This is a genomic window from Peribacillus sp. NPDC097264 (genome assembly GCF_050277925.1).
Classification (GTDB): domain Bacteria; phylum Bacillota; class Bacilli; order Bacillales; family DSM-1321; genus Peribacillus.
This window is the reverse complement of the sequence record NZ_JBNNSR010000004.1, coordinates 301776-318923: the sequence shown is the minus strand read 5'-3', so window position 1 is coordinate 318923 and position 17148 is coordinate 301776. Positions and strand designations below refer to the sequence as shown.

Below are 17148 nucleotides of genomic sequence, written 5' to 3'. Positions count from 1 at the left end.
CGGCTCTCTCCTTCCTTCTCTATCTAATAGTGTAACAGAAGGCCTGACCCTATTTTAGGAATCAGACCCGGTACCCCTTATATGTCCCTCCACTCCACACCATTCCAAAATTGTTCGTGCAATGATTTCGGCCGATTCCAACATTTTATCCACTTCTATATATTCATTGGCATCATGGGCCAATTTTGTTTCGCCTGGTCCGAAAACCACTACCGGTATGGAACCGACCGAAGATAAATACCCTCCATCCGTTCCCCAAGGGGAAGCTTCCACAGTCGGCTGTTCTCCCATGACTTTTTCATAGTGGGTGGACAATGCCTGAATCAACGGATGATCCAATTCCAGGATTCCCGGTATCCATCTAGCTCCGAACCATTCCAATTCAATTGGTTTTTCCTTGAACCAATTATCCTTACGATTCAAATCGTCAATCTTGTTTTTCAAGGAGAGTTGTGCCGCTTCCATGGTTTCCTTAGGGGCAACTCCAAATCTACCTTCTAGAATCGCTGTATCAGGCACAGAAGAAGGCCAATTCCCACTTTGGATGCTCCCGATATTAATGGGAATGGGGATGGGGATATTATGATAAAGTGGATGATCCATCTTTTGGTTACGTTCCTTTTCAAGGTTCTTGATTTCCTCGATTACAAGATAAGCTTTATCTATCGCGCTTTGTCCTTCATACCGGGTTCCCCCGTGTGCTGATTTGCCTTTTATTTTCAGTCGAAACCACATCGATCCTTGTTGAAGGGGGAAAAATTTCATGTTCGTTGGTTCTGGAATGATCGCTCCATCAGCTTTATATCCTCTCAATACAGCTGCGAGTGAACCCGCCCCACCGCTTTCCTCTTCGATTACACTCTGAAATATCACGTCGCCCTTCAACCTTATGCCTGTTTCAACGATGGATTCAAGCGCTAATAATAATGAAACATTCCCGCCTTTCATATCCGTCGTCCCCCGCCCATACACTTTCCCATTCTCTATTTTTCCACTGAATGGATCATCCTTCCATGCTGTTCTATCACCTTCAGGAACGACATCGATATGACCGTTCAATATAAGCGACCTGCCGCCGCCACTTCCCTTCCTAACCGCGACAAGGTTTGGATTCCCTTTAAAATCTTTTCGGTCACAATAAAAATGAGGATGATTTCTTAGTGCACCATCCCCAATCTCCCATAGGTCGATGTCAAGACCAATCTGCCGGCACTTTTCGACGACGATGGCTTGTGCACTCCCTTCCTGCCCGCGTTTGCTGGGTTCCTGCACTAATTTTTGAAGTAATTTAATGCCATCATTTCGATGCTCTTTCAACCATGCACTGATTTGCTCTCCATACATGCCCTCATACTCCTCTCTCATTCTTTTACTATACATAGCTTGCTAGACACTTTAACATCGGCTTCCGTTCTTTTCTTGACTTCTTCTATTGTAGTGGAAGCGAATAAATCAGTTAATAGGAGACCTTTTGGAGTAACAGAAAAAACGCCCAGTTCCGTGATAACCTTATGTACACATCGTTTCGCCGTTAATGGCAATGTACAGTTCTTCATTATTTTGGAGATACCGTCTTTGTCGGTGTGCTCCATTAGGACAATGACCTTTTTCGCCTTTGCCGCAAGTTCCATTGCCCCACCCATTCCAGGTACTCGCTTACCGGGAACAATCCAATTTGCCAGATCCCCATATTCACTTACTTGAAGAGCGCCTAAGATCGTAACATCAACACGGCCACGGCGAATCATCCCAAAGGCGAGTGTACTATCGCAATAGGATGCTCCTTCCCGGATGGTTATGGGGAGGCCTCCTGCATTACAAAGATGTGCGTCTTCATGGCCCATGGCTGGAGAGCTTCCCATACCAACAATCCCATTTTCTGCTTGAAACATCACTTGATGATCGGCTCGTAGATGATTCGGCACTAAAGATGGAATGCCGATACCTAAATTGACCAGCATGCCATCCCTAATTTCAGCTGCCGCTCTTTTGGCTAATCGATTTCTCGCCTCGGCTCCCAAACCCATTTCCAATCGACTCCTTTTGAAGGAATGATATAATCTACAAAAGCACCAGGTACAATGATTTTCTCTGGATCCATGCTGCCCAGAGGAACGATTTCCTCGACTTCCACAATCGTGATTTGACCTGCCGTTGCCACGAGTGGGTTTGTATTTCGAGCACTTTTGTCGAAAATGAGATTGCCATAGGGATCTGCTTTTGCTGCATAAACGATAGCGATATCGGCAGTCAATGCAGGTTCCACTAGGTAATTTTTCTCCCCGATTTTGACGGTTTGTTTCCCTTTCCTGACGATATCATTATCCAGACCAATATCGGTTAATATTCCGCCAAGACCCATCCCCCCTGCACGGATTCGTTCAACCAGTGTACCTTGCGGAGAGAACTCCACTTCCAACTCTCCATTATTCATGGATAGTCCGGCATTCGGATTGGAACCGATATGAGAAACAATGATTTTTTTTGCCCTCCTTTGAGTAACCAGCCTACCTATTCCGATATCAGGGAAGCCAGTATCATTTCCGATTAAAGTTAAGTGTTGTATACCCGTCTCCAAGATTAGATTGATGAGGCCCGGAGGAGTGCCAATTCCACCGAACCCGCCAAAAAGAATGGACTGACCGTCTTCAAAGAGGTGCAGGACATCCTCAAAACGGCAAACTTTATGGAATGCATTATCATTCAATTCTGTTCACTTCCTTATTTAAGACGGCAGATATCCAGGGAGGATCTTATCTTTAAATTCACGGAGGGTTGAGTCCAGTCTCCTTAGCAATTCAGCACTTTCTTCCTTTGTAATGATTAAGGGCGGAGAAATGATGATGGCTGCCCCGTTAATGCCATCAAGCCCCGCTGATGCAGGGTATAAAATAATCCCATTGTTCATCCCCGCCTTTATAATTTCAGCAGTCACATCTAAAGTTTTTGGAAAAGGTTCCTTCGTTTCTTTATCCTGGACAAATTCCATCCCGATCAATAAACCCCTACCGCGGAGGTCCCCGATAAACGAGTATTTCTTTGCAAGCTTTTTTAAACCGTTGAATAACTCCTTCCCTCTTTTAGCAGAGTGTTCTACGAGATCGTTATCCTCCATATATTCCAAAACGGCAAGCGCTATGGCACACGACAATGGATTGGCACTAAGTGTATGTCCGCCCATGATTGAACGGGAACCATTCATGATGGGTTCCAACACTTTTTCTGTCATGGCAGCGGCAGCGATAGGCGTGTACCCCCCGCTTATCCCTTTCCCAAACGTAATAATATCCGGTTCTACTCCCCAATGTTCAGAGGCTAGCATCTTACCTGTCCGACCGAATCCAGTCATAACCTCATCAGCAATGAATAGAATGTCATGTTCCTCACAAATTTTCTTTAGTTTCTGAAAATAACCATTAGGCGGAACGATTGCCCCACCTGCTGCACCGATAACTGGCTCACATATAAATGCTGCGATGTTATCTGCGCCAATGCGCCGGATGGATGATTCCAAATCCAAAGCACAGGCCATCCCACATGTTCGGTGATCTAATTGATATGGACAACGGTAACAATAAGGAGGAGCAACAGAAGGGTATGATTCAAGTAGAGCGGTAAATCGCTCTCTGCGTATAGGGTGACCAGACATTGAAAGAGCGCCGATCGTAATGCCATGGTAGCTCATCCATCTGGATATTATCTTTTGTTTCCTGGGTTTCCCTTTTTCCTGCCAATGCTGGATGGCAATCTTTAGTGCAGTTTCGGTCGCTTCTGAACCACTATTAACAAAAAAACTATAGGGGAGCTTCCCATTGGTTAAATCCGCAATTTTTTGGGCAAGCTTCTCTGCTGCCTCGCTCGTGAACTGGGAACGATACACAAATGACACTTGGCTTGCCTGTTGAACCATGGCATCTGCAATTTCTTGCACCCCATGACCAATATTGGAGGTTACAGCACCGGAAGATGCATCCAGATAGTCCTTCCCTTCTTTATCGTATAAATAGACGCCCTTCCCATGACTAATTGTCGGATAGGCGACGCCAAGGAACGGCTTGATCAATGAAGACTGCTCCATGCCCACACTCTCCTTCTACCACCAATTATGGCTTATGCTAAAGTGTATGTCCCTACTAGGGAAATCTTGCTAAGGAATTGTTGCAACTCTTTCAAACTATTTTTATAGGAAGGTTTTAGAAGGATGGGGAATCTATTCACCGTGGGGAAAGTAAGGAAATACGACAAAAAAAAGTGTATCCACGAGAGATACACTTTTTTTCTTATAATGAGCTATTTAGTTTGTCTTGACGAATGGAATCTATGAAGCTTTCATCCTTTAAAATGGCCAGCACACTTTTATAAAAAGCCGCTTTGTCAATGACTGAGGTATGTACGTATTCATACTCTTTTAATGTTGGATGACGCAAGACATGTTTCATGCAAGAAAGACAGACTTTTTTAGTACCTAACTTATAGTAATTCAAGTTGCTTGCATCCCCATTAGAAGTGTCTTCGTTACAAACGAAACAGGTATGGCTTACCCGGCCTTTTTTATTATACTCGGATAAAGCGCCTTCTAAACGAATGGATGCGGGAATTGTTAATAACACATAATCACCTTTTCTATTTTAAATCTCTTAGTATTATATCAGAAAAATAAAGAATTTGAACTATTAGCCTCATATTCCCTAATAATGCTTGTAAAATAGGAAAATGAACAGGGATAAAACCCTATTTTACCCAAAAACAGGGACCGATACAGACAATGACCGATAATCTCGGTTCATCCTCTTAAGTTGCCCTATATATAGGTAGTCTGACGATAAGTCCATCTATTTTTCAAGAGAGGATGGTCACTTTCGCGTTACCGTTCCTCACGGTCATCTTAACACTTTCGCCCATCGGTATAGTAGCAAAAGGATGGACATGACCAAAGTTTGCATTCGCTATGACAGGGATACCATTCAGTTCCCTCTTAGTTGCAATGATTTGCTGAAGGGCGTAAGGTGTCATCCCTGAATCCTTTTGAAATCGACCTATGATAACTCCCTTGATACCATCTGCATCAGGCAACTGTAGCAAGGATTGTAAATCCCGATCGAAACTAAAAGGATGGCTTTCTTCATCATCCTCAATAAAAAGAATGCGGTCCCGTAACGATGGCATATACTCCGTCCCCTGCAAAAGATTTATCGTACAAAGGTTGCCACCTAAGATGGTACCAGCTGCTTCGCCCTCCTGTATGACCATATATCCCGAATTTGGATGGAAGGAACGGTCCTCCTGCTCCAGATGCCATGAATCATCGCTCCAGGTTTCACTTTGTTCTAAATCAAAGCCATCATCCATAAGAACCGCTTTCTTAAAGTAGTCCATTGTATAGTCCAGCCCAGTCTTCATCCCAAAAGTAGAGAAATCAGGACCAGAATATGTAGTCAAACCAGTTTTTTGATAAATGGCCAAACCGATGGCCGTAATATCACTATAGCCCATCAAAACTTTAGGATTCTTTTTTATTAAATCGTAGTCGATATATTGTAGCAATTGATTGGCATTATATCCACCTACGCCAGCAAGGATTGCCTTTACAGACGGATTTCTAAACGCATCATGCAAATCTTCAACCCTGTCCTCAATCGAATTCGAGAAAAAGTCATCATGTACCAAAGCTGTTTTACCGTATGTAACTTTAAAACCGAGGTCCACCAATCTTTCCTCTGCCAGTCTGCGTTGCTCACCTTTTACAATCGCAAGACTTCTCGATGGTGCAATAACCCGGATTTCATCCCCGCGTTTTAAACGAGAAGGTTTCATATCTCTTTCCCCCTAAATATATTACATCTTAAATTATTTTAGCAGATATACAGAACAAAAGAAAATCATGGCTCATTATTGATTATAACACAAAAGAAACATATGTTCTTAATCGAATCCCTTTTAAAACTCCACCCTTGAGCCAGTCCCTAGCCAAGGCTTAATCTTGGGTAATTCTGTTATAAAGAATGGCCTCCATAAGAAAAGACCAGCTGATAGCTGGTCTTTTAGTGTTATATTTAGCAGCAGAATGATGCGCCGATGATAACCAACAGAATGAATAAGACAACGATTAATGCGAAGCCTGAACCAAAACCGCCACCGCATCCGCCACCGTATCCTCCGCCGTAACCATAACCGCCGCCGCAGCCGCCACCATATCCTCCACCATATCCGTACATAAAGTTTCACTCCTTCTTGATTTCTGTTTTCTCTTTACACCCTTACCATATGTCGATATGCCCGCCTTGGTCTGTGTATTTGCCCATTTTTTTTTATTTAAGCAAAAACTCCTCCATTCTTCTATATAAATCCCCCTCAATAAAACGTGTAATCAATTGGTTTTAAAAACGGGAAATGAAACCAAACCTTATTGTATTACCTTAAATTTGCGATATAATAAGGTTAAAATATGCTTTTCGGCCTATACTTACCACACCAACCTACAATAATGTTAATCGGAGGAAATGAATTGAAAAAAGTCTCGAAATCCCTCATTCCATTCGCAGGAATTGTCCTCACACTCCTTCTCATTTACATCCTTCAAAAAGTTCCAAAAACATACGGTTCCGATGAGAACTTAAATGTATACCAAAAATACCAGGATGGTCAGCCGATTGACTATCTGATTATTGGCGATAGCATAGGCAGGGGGTCCGGGGCTGAAAATCCGAGTCAAACTTGGTTTAAACAACTGGAAAATAAAATGAGCAAGCACCATTCAGTTCCCTTTAAAGGGGATTACGTTGTTCAAAGCGGCTCCACTGCTTTTGAAGGTCTTTATAAGCTCTCTCAAATAAAAAGAATGGGCCATAAGGATTTGATTTTCATTGTATTCGGTGAAAATGATCGTAAATACATGAATGTGGACGATTTCAAAATGACGTACGAGGCTCTGATTAGAAAAGCAAAGCACCTATATCCTCATGCTGAATTGTTCACGATTACGGAAAGTTGTTTGGAAAACGAGGAATTTGCGAATGCTATCGGTCTGTTATCTGACTATTATGGGGCCACCAATATTGACATGCGTCCAGTTTTCAATTCTTCAGGGTTCACTGACAAGGAATTGACGAAAGATTTGATTCATCCAAATGGCCTTGGCTATCAATTCTATGCAAATGCGATTTACCAAAAGTTTATTGAAAATGCACAAAAAGAAAAACCTGTCGCTAGTCTTCCTCCTAAATTTCATCAAGGCTCCGAAATAAATTTAAGAGATAATGACAACTATGATTCAATGGTGGGGTTTAGACCAAGAGGCGGTTATTACACAAGTGATGAGACAGGGAGTTATATTGAATACCGATTCGAAGGAAATATACTTGGAGTTAAATTACTCAGAAGCCCAGATGGCGGAGAAGTTGATGTATTCATTGACGGCAAACTGAATACATCCCTTCATACGTGGTGGCCCTTTGCCCGCGAAAGGTATTTATTCATCGCCAATGGCCTTTCTCCCGGTCCTCACACCGTGCGTTTTGTAGTTTCAGGGAGAGAAACCTCCAAGGACCTCCCTACCACACATGTGCGGCTTTCTTCCATCATCACCAATGATTCAAACCACTAAAACAAGTAAGCCCCTATCACAGGATGATAGGGGCTTACTTGTTTATTAAAGAAACAGTTTCTTATATTCACCGTATCCTTCTTTTTCAAGATCTTCGAGTGGGATGAATCTTAACGAAGCAGAATTGATGCAATATCGTAACTTGGTTGGTCCTGGTCCATCATCAAACACATGTCCAAGATGGGAATCGGCCGTTTTTGAACGCACTTCGATCCTTCTCATGCCATAGCTTGTATCCAAATTTTCCACAACTTCACCATCATCCAGTGGCTTGGTAAAGCTTGGCCAGCCACAGGCGGAGTCAAATTTATCTTTGGAAGTGAATAGCGGTGTACCGGAAACAATGTCCACATACAGTCCATCTTCATTCAAATTCCAATATTCATTATGAAAAGCAGGCTCTGTCCCGCTATTTTGTGTGACTTCATATTGAATGGGTGTTAATTTTTTCTTCAAATCATCTTTACTGCTCATTTCTTTTCCCCCCAATGATGTTTTTGAAAAGCCTTGCGCCCGGAGCCAACTGAATATCTCTCGTAGTGCTCTGGTTGCTTTTTATAATAATGCTGGTGATACGTTTCTGCCGGATAAAAGGTTTTGGCCGGTAGAATGGGTGTGGCAATGGGCTTAGAAAAAATGCCGCTCTCCTGTAGGTTTGCCCTGGAAGCTTCCGCTATTTCCCGTTGCTTTTCGTCGTGATAGAAAATGGCCGTTTGATAGGAACTGCCACGATCAAAGAACTGGCCTCCAGCGTCTGTTGGATCAATCTGTTGCCAAAATAATTCAACTAAATCTTTATAAGGGTAGATGGAAGGGTCAAAGGTAATCTGGACAGCTTCATAATGTCCCGTCGTTTCCGAGCAAACCTCTTTGTATGTAGGATTCTCCGTTGTCCCCCCTGTATAACCGGAAATGACAGATTCAATACCAGGCTGTTCATCGAAGGGTTTTACCATACACCAAAAACATCCTCCAGCAAATGTTGCTTTGTCTAAATGGTTGGTCAACTGTAATATCCTCCTTTTTTGGAAAAGTTCTATTGAATGCATTTTAAACCTTTTATAAGGTCATGTAAAATCATCTGCTGTCTAAACTTCTTTTGTTGATGAAACTGGACTGATTAAAAAAACCAATCAAATTTGAGTATACGAAAGACACATGCCCAAGCATGCTACCATATGATGTCTTCATAATGATTCAAATGAGAGGTGATAGACATGAACCATAAAGACAAACATTTACAAAAGGCCATGAATTATGATGCATTATCCTGCTACTATAAATATACTAACCCACATTTACATGATTATTATTATCATAAACACTTAAAGAGCATGGAAAAAGCCATGCAACCAATGAGAAGTGAACAAATCAATACGGTAAAACCGGCACAGGTCCGTATTTTACATGCAGCTCCAAAAGCACCTGCGGTCGATGTATATGTAAACGAAATGCGCATCCTTCAGAATTTCGCTTACAAAGACAATAGCAACTATTTATCTTTACCCCCGGGTAAATACCAAATTGATATATATCCTGCCGGACAAACCACGTCCACCTTCCTTAGCCGTAAAGTCGATCTGGAAAGTGAAAAACTGTATACTGTCGTTGCTACAGGATCCAATGAAATGCCAAAACTACTTACTTTCGAAGACAATCCTTATGTCCCCCAAGATGAATCCAAGGTTCGATTTGTCCACTTGTCTTTTGATACGTCACCGGTGGATATCGCTGTAAAGGATGGCGATGTCGTATTTTCAAGACTTCCGTATCGCAAAGCAAGTGAATACCTGAATCTCTACCCCATGCAAGTCGATTTTGAAGTAAGGAAAGCCGATTCGAAAGAAGTAGCCCTCTCCTTACCCAATACAGATATTCAGGCAAATACCCCATTATCCATTTATATAATCGGCACCAGTCAGGGTCAACCTGGCTTAGAAACACTTATCTTAACACCTTAATACAAAAAAAGATGAAAAGCCAGGATGCATTTGACCTGGCTTTTCATCTTTCATTTTCACTTATTGTAAAGAAGAGGGGACAGTTAATAAAAATGAAATATCATCCTTCTTTAAATCAAATTCATTAGCCTTGACCCTGACGTCACTTTTTAATTTCATGTCCTGTAAAGACACATATATGTTTTCCTCATTGGGATTTATGGTGACCCAATCCGGCATTTTATACCGTTCATTAATTAAGTTCATCACATATGAAACAGGAAGGTTCATCTGGCCAATCGCAATCGATTTTTGTTTTAAAACCAAATCCCCGTTCTTTTGCGCAATGGGTTCGAATGTTAATTTCATTTCCACTTCACGGTTGAAAAAAGGCATTTTCCCGTATAACTCCACTTCATCTCTTAAATACACTTCATAATGTATCAATCCAGTCAAGCCTTCTTTATCAAGATACTGGTTGATTAATCGGGTCAAATCTTCCCGGTTTGTATGAATCTGAAACTGGATATCTTCTTCCTTAGTTACAACTGGCTTCATATCTGAATCTTTTGCCGGTAAATTAATTAAAACCAGGATTGAAAGGATGACCAGGATGTTAACGGCTAATAAAGTAATAAACAAAGTCTTCCATTTGACTTTTGTCATTCTTGGTCATCATCTCCTTTGGCGCTAGCTTCCATTGTATCCTTTCCGATTGTTAAAACTTCCATGTTATTATAGATTCTTTCTGCAATCAATTCATATCCCCGATCATTGGGATGGAAGTAATCTTCCGTATATAGCAAGTCTTCTTTGGAATTTTGGAAAATATCATCTATTTCGATAAAATATGCAGAATCATATTCGGTGATAATCTTTTTTCCGCTATCATTCCAATCATTCATGATTTCATCTAGTTCATAAAAATCAGCAAACCACTTTGAAAATGGGTTATACACGCCCACTAAATAAATCTGTGCCTGTTGATTTTCAGAGCGCACCTTATCCAATATCTGTCTTAATCTTTTTTCATACCCTATTTTAGCTGAATCGAATTGGTTCAGTTCCAAGTTGGAGAAATTCTGTTTAAATACTCTCATGATATCATTTCCACCAATTGTGACGACAATGGAATCGGCTTGTTCAATATCTTCTTGAACACGGGATTTATCCAACCTTTTTAATAATTGGTCGGTCCGGTTTCCCCGAACTCCGTGATTGATCATCTCAACTGAAGTAATAGATGGCTCTTTCTCAAGATTTTTCTGCAAGTAAGGGAGATATCCCCCATTATCTTTACTATCGCCGACACCTTGAGTTAGGGAATCACCTATTGACACGATTTGAACAGGATCCGGAAAAAAGCTAGCTGGAATGGTTTCCTTTTTGCTTAATTCAACAACATTATGCTGCTGAACGTGTGGCTGTTCTGAAGTAGTCCTCTGAGAGCAACCTGAAATCCAAACTAGGCATATAAAAAGACAGGTGATTTTGTGTCTCATAACCTCACCTTCCCTACCTAAATATTATATCATGGGGAAAATATAAAATTGAATCAATTTGACCTTTACTTGTCGGTTTTATTTGTATTTATCACTGTATAGTATGAAAAAAAGCTGGGAATTAAAGCTTATCCCATGAATTTTAGCATGTACCTGATGAGTAAATTCATTCTTCGTAATAGCTATTTGTTCCATGCGTCATTACGTGATTACTATAGGAACTAAAAAACTATTGAACAGGTCATTCCCCTGTTCAATAGTTCTGTAGTATTTTTATATGCTTAATCATCTCATCAAAAGGAATATCCTGAAGACCCGTGTAATCCCGGATGACTTTTCCCTCTTGATCCATTAGATAAAAGCTTGTCTGATGAATCACCTGATCTTCATTGTCAGGCTTCATTACAATCGTTTTGAAGTTATCCATGGCAAACGCCTCGATTTCATCTTGACCATAACCGGTCAAAAAGTGCCAATTCTTGTAATCGACGTTGAACTGGTCGCCAAATGCTGTCAAGACATCAGGCTTGTCCACTTCAGGATCCACGGAAAATGACACGAACTCAACATCTGAAATTCCCTCATCCTTCAGTTTTTGTTGCAACTTCACCATATTGGCAGTCATGGGGAGACATACATCCTCACAATTTGTGAAAATGAAATCGGCTACCCAGACCTTTCCTTTTAAATCAGCTTTGGAAAAGGGTTCCCCATCCTGGTCCACATAACTAAAATCTTCGATATCCCAATTTTTCGCATCAGGCACCCCATTTGAACCACATGCTGCCAGCATCAACAATACCCCAATGCCCATAGCTGCCTTCAACAAATGCAGCTTCCTCATCCATACCCCGCCTTTTATGTATAAATATTCTGTCACTTCTTTCATTCTACCAGACCACCAGTATGAAAACAGCCACTATTTTTATCATAAAATGAACATTTGACTACATTACTTAGCAATCATCTTCTGCTCTTTGGACGTACTAAAAGCGAACATCAATCCCAGTAATACATGATAGCCATGGCACCTTCGCCCGTATGTGTACTGACCACAGCCGTTGTAGCTTCTAGCTTGATATCCTGGACCCCTGAAATTTCAGTAATCGCTTTGCGAACTTTATCGGCCATTTCATAGCCATTTGCATGAACGAAACCAATGCCTTTTACTTGTTTTCCTTGTGTATCTTCTTTGAATTTCTTTGAAATGAATTTTACAACCTGTGATTGGCTCCTTGCTTTTGAAACGGGATTTAGCACGCCGCCATCCAGAAGCGCAATCGGTTTAATATGTAAAAGAGATCCGATGAATGCTGATACTTTACCAATCCTTCCGCCTTTCACGAGATTGTCCAGCGTTTCAATGACGATGATTAGACTCGACTGTTTCCTAATGGTCTCAAGCCGTTGCATTATTTCCTCGGTGGATTTGCCTTCATTCGCCATCTTGGCAGCCTCTATCACTTGGAACGACATGGCTTTTGAGATGAATTCCGAATCATAAACGGTAACTTTAGCATCGGACATCCCTGCTGCACTTTCAGCCGAACGTACTGTACCACTCATGCCACCAGTCATATGGATAGAAATAATCTCACTGCCATCCTTTCCAAGTTCATTATATACTTCTAAAAAAGTCCCTACTGCCGGTTGGGAGCTTTTAGGGAGTTCTTTTGACTGATTCATTCTTCTTAAAAATTCATCCTGTTCAATTTCCACTTTATCCAAAAAGGTCTCTCCATCAATAGAAATAGACAAGGGGACCATTGTAATGCCATAATACTCAAATTCTTCTGGGGTCATATCCACTGTTGAATCTGTTACAATCTTCACTTTATTCATCTTTACACATCCCTAAATTAACGTATCTATTGTATTATACCTATTCAAAGTACGCTTTCAAACTAAAGCTTATATTTTTTTCAGAATAATGATTCTCTTGGACACATATACGTTGAAAATCAGAAGAAAACTTTGTAAAAAGGCATATATCTTATTTTGATCTAATCAACTTTATGGCTGAATGATGCCGATTCAATAACTTCAGCCATAAAAAATGACCCGAAGGAATAAATCCTTTGGGCCATTTTTTTATATGCCATCTTCATTATTAAGAGTTTCTTCCAGCAAGCTCTCCCGTTTTACCCTTCGTCGATAGACAATTTTAGAAAGCGAAATGCTAACTTCGTAAAGTAACAGTAAGGGAACCGTGACCAAAAAATCCGACATGAAATCTGGCGGTGTGATGGAAACGGCAATGACCACGAGAACAAAGTAAGCATACTTCCTTAATTTTTGAAGCACGTAAGGGTTGATAAGACCGATGGAGGTCAGGAACATCGTAACGACTGGTAGCTCGAATAAAAAGGCAAAAGGAATCGTCATATTGAAGACAAATGAAAAATACTTATCTGCGGTGAAATTGGTTATGAACATGCCTTCACCCAACTCAATTAAAAATTGAAGGATGGTCGGAAAAATGACAAAATAACCAAAAGCAAGGCCTCCAATAAACAAGATGAAAAGAGCTGGAATATAGGCAAGGGTGGCCCTCACTTCATTAGGCATTAAAGCTGGCTTAACGAACAACCAAATTTGAAGTGCTATAATCGGAATCGTTGCAGCAATGGCAACGACTCCTGAAAGCATGAAGTAAATCCAGATGATATCACTTGGACCTAAGACCATTAATTCGAAGTCAAGATCCTTAACAAACCAATAGTAGATTTTTTCCACATAAATAAAACTGACAATAAAAAAGACGAAAAAAGCTACAGCCGTAATGATTAGCCGTTTTCTCAATTCATCGAGATGATCGATGATATTTAATTCTTTATCTTCCAAAATAAATCACGCCTTCATTTGAAAATCCGTTTCTTTGCTACAGAACAAAAGACGTAAGAAGGTCCATCTTACGCCCTGCATTTAATCATTCATGATTTTTTGGTTGTTGTATTTTCTTATCCTCTTCATAGTCGCCTTTTGTCAGTTCACTCGTGGATTTCTTGAATTCTCGAAGCGTTTGTCCAAAAGCACGTCCGATTTCGGGAAGCTTCTTCGGACCAAAAATGATTAAGGCCAATACCAAGATGATAATTAGACCAGGTATTCCAATATTCGACATGAATACATCCCCCTCGATGTTATAATTCAACCTATTCTGCTTTTAATTATAATACCATTTTCAGCCAAATGAAAGGAACCTGGCAAATCGTCATACAACGGTAACAATTATCGACAAAACACGACTGCTGGATAAGTTGAATAATATGTAAAAATATATATATTATTCTAACCCAATTTAAAATTTTGTCTAGTTTAAATTAATAAGTGGAATAAATTGCTGTCTTTATTGACTTCCACGCTTGAGAAACCCTTCTTATTCATTCTCTGAATAAGTCCTGTATAATCAAATTTGTTTTTTAACTCAATACCAACAAGGGCCGGGCCACTCTCTTTATTATTTTTCTTCGTATATTCAAATCGACTAATATCATCATTGGGTCCCAACACTTCATCAAGAAATTCCCTTAATGCTCCAGCACGTTGTGGGAAATTCACGATAAAGTAATATAGCAGGCCTTCATATAATAAGGACTTTTCCTTGATTTCCTGCATACGGCCTATATCATTATTACCCCCACTTACAAGGCACACGACCGTTTTCCCCTTTATTTGGTCTTTGTAAAAATCAAGGGCTGAAACGGAAATAGCACCCGCTGGTTCAGCAATAATGGCATGCTGATTATATAAATCGAGAATCGTCGTACAGATATGGCCTTCAGGCACTGCAACGATATCCTCAAGATTCTCTTTACATGTTTGGTATGTCATTTGCCCTACACACTTCACGGCTGCACCATCTACAAACGTATCGATATTCTCAAGTTCAACGACTTTTCCTTCTTGGAAGGAAGTTTTCATGGACGCGGCTCCGAGCGGTTCTACTCCAATACACTTCGTATCAGGGGACACTGATTTGAAGTAACTTGAAACCCCAGCCATTAATCCGCCGCCACCGATTGCTGCGAACACATAATCAATCTTATCTTCACAATCATTCAGGATTTCAACCGCCGTAGTGCCTTGACCGGCAATCACCTTTTCATCATCGAAAGGATGGATGAAAGAACGCCCTTCCTTCTCGCAACATTCCATTGCACTTGCGAATGCGTCATCAAATGTATCACCAATTAAGACAATTTCAATATTATCCCTACCGAATAACCGGACTTGATCGACCTTCTGCCTTGGCGTCGTAGCAGGCATGTAAATTTTCCCATCGATTCCTAACTCACTGCAGGAAAAAGCCACTCCCTGTGCATGGTTCCCGGCACTTGCACACACGACACCATTCTTTGTTTCTTCCTGAGTCAAACTTTTCATTTTATAGTAAGCTCCCCTTAACTTAAAGGAACGAACATGTTGAAGGTCCTCACGTTTCAAATAGACATTGCATTCATACTTACTGGATAAACGCTGATTCTTTTGTAAAGGTGTATGTAAGACAATATCCTTCAATTCTCTATAGGCAATTAGAATATCCTCCAACTGAATCCCCCTATTCACTGATGCTGTCTGGTTCATAGTTATCCCTCATTTCCTTCCTAATCAATTCTATAATTATAGCACTTTATCATAAGTATGTAACTGATTTTTCTAAAAATTCTATCTCTTTGATCTTGTACAAAAAAACCGACTATGGCTTATTCACCATAAATCGGTTACTAATATCATTTTTTTCGTAAAACAATAAAATCATGGGCATATAGATTTTTATCATCTGTTACACCAGGGGTCGTCTCCACGGTTTCCCACTCCGTCTCATTAATGATTGGAAAGAACGTGTCCCCTTCAAAGACTTCATGTATTTCAGTTATATATAACCGATCGGTTACTGGCAGGATTTCTTTGAAGATTTCCGCTCCCCCTATAACGAATACCTCTTGTTTGCTATTGTCAGCATACGTCTTAATCTGATCAACATCATGCAAAATGGTGCAGCCTTCCGCTTTAAATTCATGATTCCTGGTCACGATGACGTTTTCCCTTCCAGGCAGAATCCGCCCGATGGATTCAAATGTTTTGCGCCCCATGACGATTGGGTGACCCATCGTTACCTTTTTAAAGTACTGAAGGTCCGCTGGCAAATGCCAAGGCAGCTTGTTATCTTTTCCAATCACACGTTTTTCATCCATGGCTACAATTAAGGAAATCATATACTCACCTTCCCTTTAATGTGGGGATGAGCTTCGTAATTTTCAAGTTCGAAATCTTCAAACCGAAACTCAAAGATATCTTTCACTGCAGGATTGATTTTCATCGTAGGCAGTGGTTTAGGGTCTCGTGTCAACTGTAATTTCACTTGATCCATATGGTTCGAATAGATATGGACATCCCCAAAAGAGTGAACGAATTCACCAGGCTCCAGGTCACATACTTGGGCTATCATCATCGTTAAGAGTGCATAAGAAGCGATATTGAACGGCACACCTAAAAATACGTCCGCAGAACGCTGGTAAAGTTGGCAGGAAAGCTTACCGTCCGCCACATAAAATTGAAAGAATGCATGACAGGGAGGTAAGGCCATCTCTTCAAGCTCTCCGACATTCCAGGCACTTACGATCAATCTCCTTGAATTTGGGTTCGTTTTGATTTGCTCGATCACTTCACTGATTTGATCGATTTGCCTTCCATCCGCTGCACCCCATGAGCGCCATTGATGCCCATAGACGGGACCTAGATTTCCTGCTTCATCAGCCCACTCATTCCAAATGCGCACATTATTTTCCTGAAGGTATTGTACGTTTGTATCGCCTTTTAGAAACCATAAGAGTTCATGGATGATTGCTTTTAAACTGACTTTTTTCGTAGTCAAAACAGGGAATCCCTCACGCAGATTGAACCTCATTTGATATCCGAAGGTGCTGATTGTTCCTGTTCCGGTACGATCGCCTTTTTGAGTTCCATTTTCAAGTACATGCTTACATAAATCCAAATATTGCTTCATGGTAAACCACCTTTTCAACATTCATTCTTCTTATTTTAACTTTTTACTGTTACCAGTTCAATGTGTCAATGTGAATTACGATTGAATTAAATC

At 40.7% G+C, this 17148-nt stretch carries 20 protein-coding genes; 2 read left to right on the top strand and 18 right to left on the bottom strand.

Annotated features, from left to right (window positions below):
* Nucleotides 1-54: 54 nt before the first annotated feature.
* The 7 genes from ACQKL0_RS08670 to ACQKL0_RS08640 form a co-directional block, all read right to left on the bottom strand.
* On the bottom strand, nucleotides 55-1344 hold the full coding sequence (locus tag ACQKL0_RS08670; RefSeq protein WP_427686998.1) for a peptidase: 1290 nt from the start codon (nucleotides 1342-1344) through the stop codon (nucleotides 55-57).
* A 17-nt stretch (nucleotides 1345-1361) separates the two neighbouring features.
* Nucleotides 1362-2027 carry a 3-oxoacid CoA-transferase subunit B gene (locus tag ACQKL0_RS08665; RefSeq protein WP_402956810.1) on the bottom strand — a complete coding sequence of 222 codons (666 nt, stop codon included), beginning with the start codon at nucleotides 2025-2027 and terminating at the stop codon, nucleotides 1362-1364.
* A complete protein-coding gene (locus tag ACQKL0_RS08660; RefSeq protein ID WP_402988805.1) occupies nucleotides 1994-2662 on the bottom strand; it encodes a CoA transferase subunit A in 669 nt (222 codons plus the stop codon). Before ACQKL0_RS08660 ends, ACQKL0_RS08665 begins: the two co-directional genes overlap by 34 nt.
* A gap of 63 nt (nucleotides 2663-2725) precedes the next feature.
* Nucleotides 2726-4078, bottom strand: coding sequence for an aspartate aminotransferase family protein (locus ACQKL0_RS08655; protein WP_427686996.1), 1353 nt, complete (start codon nucleotides 4076-4078; stop codon nucleotides 2726-2728).
* A 202-nt stretch (nucleotides 4079-4280) separates the two neighbouring features.
* Complete coding sequence (locus tag ACQKL0_RS08650) at nucleotides 4281-4610, bottom strand: hypothetical protein (RefSeq protein ID WP_427686994.1); 330 nt, start codon at nucleotides 4608-4610, stop codon at nucleotides 4281-4283.
* A 229-nt stretch (nucleotides 4611-4839) separates the two neighbouring features.
* Nucleotides 4840-5814, bottom strand: coding sequence for a S66 family peptidase (locus ACQKL0_RS08645; RefSeq protein WP_402868979.1), 975 nt, complete (start codon nucleotides 5812-5814; stop codon nucleotides 4840-4842).
* A 239-nt stretch (nucleotides 5815-6053) separates the two neighbouring features.
* Nucleotides 6054-6215, bottom strand: a complete 162-nt coding sequence (locus ACQKL0_RS08640) for a YjcZ family sporulation protein (protein ID WP_402868981.1) — start codon at nucleotides 6213-6215, stop codon at nucleotides 6054-6056.
* 290 nt (nucleotides 6216-6505) lie between these two features.
* Here ACQKL0_RS08640 and ACQKL0_RS08635 point away from each other — a divergent pair, with 290 nt between their 5' ends.
* A complete protein-coding gene (locus tag ACQKL0_RS08635; RefSeq protein WP_402868982.1) occupies nucleotides 6506-7603 on the top strand; it encodes a GDSL-type esterase/lipase family protein in 1098 nt (365 codons plus the stop codon).
* Between the two features lie 45 nt (nucleotides 7604-7648).
* On the opposite strand, the gene msrB is transcribed toward ACQKL0_RS08635, so the two are convergent.
* On the bottom strand, nucleotides 7649-8077 hold the full coding sequence (gene msrB, locus ACQKL0_RS08630) for a peptide-methionine (R)-S-oxide reductase MsrB (protein ID WP_402868984.1): 429 nt from the start codon (nucleotides 8075-8077) through the stop codon (nucleotides 7649-7651).
* On the bottom strand, nucleotides 8074-8559 hold the full coding sequence (gene msrA / locus ACQKL0_RS08625) for a peptide-methionine (S)-S-oxide reductase MsrA (RefSeq protein ID WP_402869865.1): 486 nt from the start codon (nucleotides 8557-8559) through the stop codon (nucleotides 8074-8076). The genes msrB and msrA overlap by 4 nt, the downstream gene beginning before the upstream one ends.
* A 261-nt stretch (nucleotides 8560-8820) precedes the next feature.
* Here msrA and ACQKL0_RS08620 point away from each other — a divergent pair, with 261 nt between their 5' ends.
* Nucleotides 8821-9564 carry a DUF4397 domain-containing protein gene (locus ACQKL0_RS08620; RefSeq protein ID WP_402868987.1) on the top strand — a complete coding sequence of 248 codons (744 nt, stop codon included), beginning with the start codon at nucleotides 8821-8823 and terminating at the stop codon, nucleotides 9562-9564.
* 60 nt (nucleotides 9565-9624) lie between these two features.
* On the opposite strand, the gene ACQKL0_RS08615 is transcribed toward ACQKL0_RS08620, so the two are convergent.
* The 9 genes from ACQKL0_RS08615 to ACQKL0_RS08575 all read right to left on the bottom strand — a co-directional run bounded on the left by ACQKL0_RS08615 (nucleotide 9625) and on the right by ACQKL0_RS08575 (nucleotide 17055).
* Nucleotides 9625-10209 (bottom strand): YpmS family protein, encoded by a 585-nt coding sequence (locus ACQKL0_RS08615; RefSeq protein WP_427686991.1) that lies wholly within the window; start codon nucleotides 10207-10209, stop codon nucleotides 9625-9627.
* Nucleotides 10206-11045, bottom strand: coding sequence for an SGNH/GDSL hydrolase family protein (locus ACQKL0_RS08610; protein WP_427686989.1), 840 nt, complete (start codon nucleotides 11043-11045; stop codon nucleotides 10206-10208). Before ACQKL0_RS08610 ends, ACQKL0_RS08615 begins: the two co-directional genes overlap by 4 nt.
* 253 nt (nucleotides 11046-11298) lie before the next feature.
* Nucleotides 11299-11889: an SCO family protein gene (locus ACQKL0_RS08605; protein WP_427687034.1), complete on the bottom strand. Its 591-nt coding sequence runs from the start codon at nucleotides 11887-11889 to the stop codon at nucleotides 11299-11301.
* Nucleotides 11890-12044: 155 nt separating this feature from the next.
* Nucleotides 12045-12887 carry a DegV family protein gene (locus ACQKL0_RS08600; RefSeq protein WP_427686987.1) on the bottom strand — a complete coding sequence of 281 codons (843 nt, stop codon included), beginning with the start codon at nucleotides 12885-12887 and terminating at the stop codon, nucleotides 12045-12047.
* 249 nt (nucleotides 12888-13136) lie between these two features.
* Nucleotides 13137-13889: a twin-arginine translocase subunit TatC gene (gene tatC / locus ACQKL0_RS08595; protein WP_402956799.1), complete on the bottom strand. Its 753-nt coding sequence runs from the start codon at nucleotides 13887-13889 to the stop codon at nucleotides 13137-13139.
* Nucleotides 13890-13974: 85 nt separating this feature from the next.
* The gene (gene tatA / locus ACQKL0_RS08590; protein ID WP_402868997.1) at nucleotides 13975-14169 is read right to left on the bottom strand and encodes a twin-arginine translocase TatA/TatE family subunit; all 195 of its coding nucleotides are present in this window, start codon (nucleotides 14167-14169) and stop codon (nucleotides 13975-13977) included.
* Between the two features lie 194 nt (nucleotides 14170-14363).
* Complete coding sequence (ilvA, locus tag ACQKL0_RS08585) at nucleotides 14364-15632, bottom strand: threonine ammonia-lyase IlvA (protein ID WP_403121814.1); 1269 nt, start codon at nucleotides 15630-15632, stop codon at nucleotides 14364-14366.
* A 146-nt stretch (nucleotides 15633-15778) separates the two neighbouring features.
* Nucleotides 15779-16264: a dihydrofolate reductase gene (locus tag ACQKL0_RS08580; RefSeq protein WP_402988173.1), complete on the bottom strand. Its 486-nt coding sequence runs from the start codon at nucleotides 16262-16264 to the stop codon at nucleotides 15779-15781.
* Nucleotides 16261-17055 carry a thymidylate synthase gene (locus tag ACQKL0_RS08575; protein ID WP_402869003.1) on the bottom strand — a complete coding sequence of 265 codons (795 nt, stop codon included), beginning with the start codon at nucleotides 17053-17055 and terminating at the stop codon, nucleotides 16261-16263. The genes ACQKL0_RS08580 and ACQKL0_RS08575 overlap by 4 nt, the downstream gene beginning before the upstream one ends.
* Between the last annotated feature and the right edge of the window lie 93 nt (nucleotides 17056-17148).

What these genes read in the sequence shown, in the direction of transcription:
- ACQKL0_RS08620 (WP_402868987.1), top strand. Translation starts at nt 8,821, where the DNA reads ATGAACCATAAAGACAAACATTTACAAAAGGCCATGAATTATGATGCA.
- ACQKL0_RS08605 (WP_427687034.1), bottom strand. Translation starts at nt 11,889, where the DNA reads ATGAGGAAGCTGCATTTGTTGAAGGCAGCTATGGGCATTGGGGTATTG.
- ACQKL0_RS08640 (WP_402868981.1), bottom strand. Translation starts at nt 6,215, where the DNA reads ATGTACGGATATGGTGGAGGATATGGTGGCGGCTGCGGCGGCGGTTAT.
- tatA (WP_402868997.1), bottom strand. Translation starts at nt 14,169, where the DNA reads ATGTCGAATATTGGAATACCTGGTCTAATTATCATCTTGGTATTGGCC.
- ACQKL0_RS08665 (WP_402956810.1), bottom strand. Translation starts at nt 2,027, where the DNA reads ATGGGTTTGGGAGCCGAGGCGAGAAATCGATTAGCCAAAAGAGCGGCA.
- msrB (WP_402868984.1), bottom strand. Translation starts at nt 8,077, where the DNA reads ATGAGCAGTAAAGATGATTTGAAGAAAAAATTAACACCCATTCAATAT.
- ACQKL0_RS08615 (WP_427686991.1), bottom strand. Translation starts at nt 10,209, where the DNA reads ATGACAAAAGTCAAATGGAAGACTTTGTTTATTACTTTATTAGCCGTT.
- ilvA (WP_403121814.1), bottom strand. Translation starts at nt 15,632, where the DNA reads ATGAACCAGACAGCATCAGTGAATAGGGGGATTCAGTTGGAGGATATT.
- ACQKL0_RS08670 (WP_427686998.1), bottom strand. Translation starts at nt 1,344, where the DNA reads ATGTATGGAGAGCAAATCAGTGCATGGTTGAAAGAGCATCGAAATGAT.
- ACQKL0_RS08575 (WP_402869003.1), bottom strand. Translation starts at nt 17,055, where the DNA reads ATGAAGCAATATTTGGATTTATGTAAGCATGTACTTGAAAATGGAACT.
- ACQKL0_RS08600 (WP_427686987.1), bottom strand. Translation starts at nt 12,887, where the DNA reads ATGAATAAAGTGAAGATTGTAACAGATTCAACAGTGGATATGACCCCA.
- ACQKL0_RS08655 (WP_427686996.1), bottom strand. Translation starts at nt 4,078, where the DNA reads ATGGAGCAGTCTTCATTGATCAAGCCGTTCCTTGGCGTCGCCTATCCG.
- ACQKL0_RS08610 (WP_427686989.1), bottom strand. Translation starts at nt 11,045, where the DNA reads ATGAGACACAAAATCACCTGTCTTTTTATATGCCTAGTTTGGATTTCA.
- ACQKL0_RS08580 (WP_402988173.1), bottom strand. Translation starts at nt 16,264, where the DNA reads ATGATTTCCTTAATTGTAGCCATGGATGAAAAACGTGTGATTGGAAAA.
- msrA (WP_402869865.1), bottom strand. Translation starts at nt 8,559, where the DNA reads ATGGTAAAACCCTTCGATGAACAGCCTGGTATTGAATCTGTCATTTCC.
- ACQKL0_RS08645 (WP_402868979.1), bottom strand. Translation starts at nt 5,814, where the DNA reads ATGAAACCTTCTCGTTTAAAACGCGGGGATGAAATCCGGGTTATTGCA.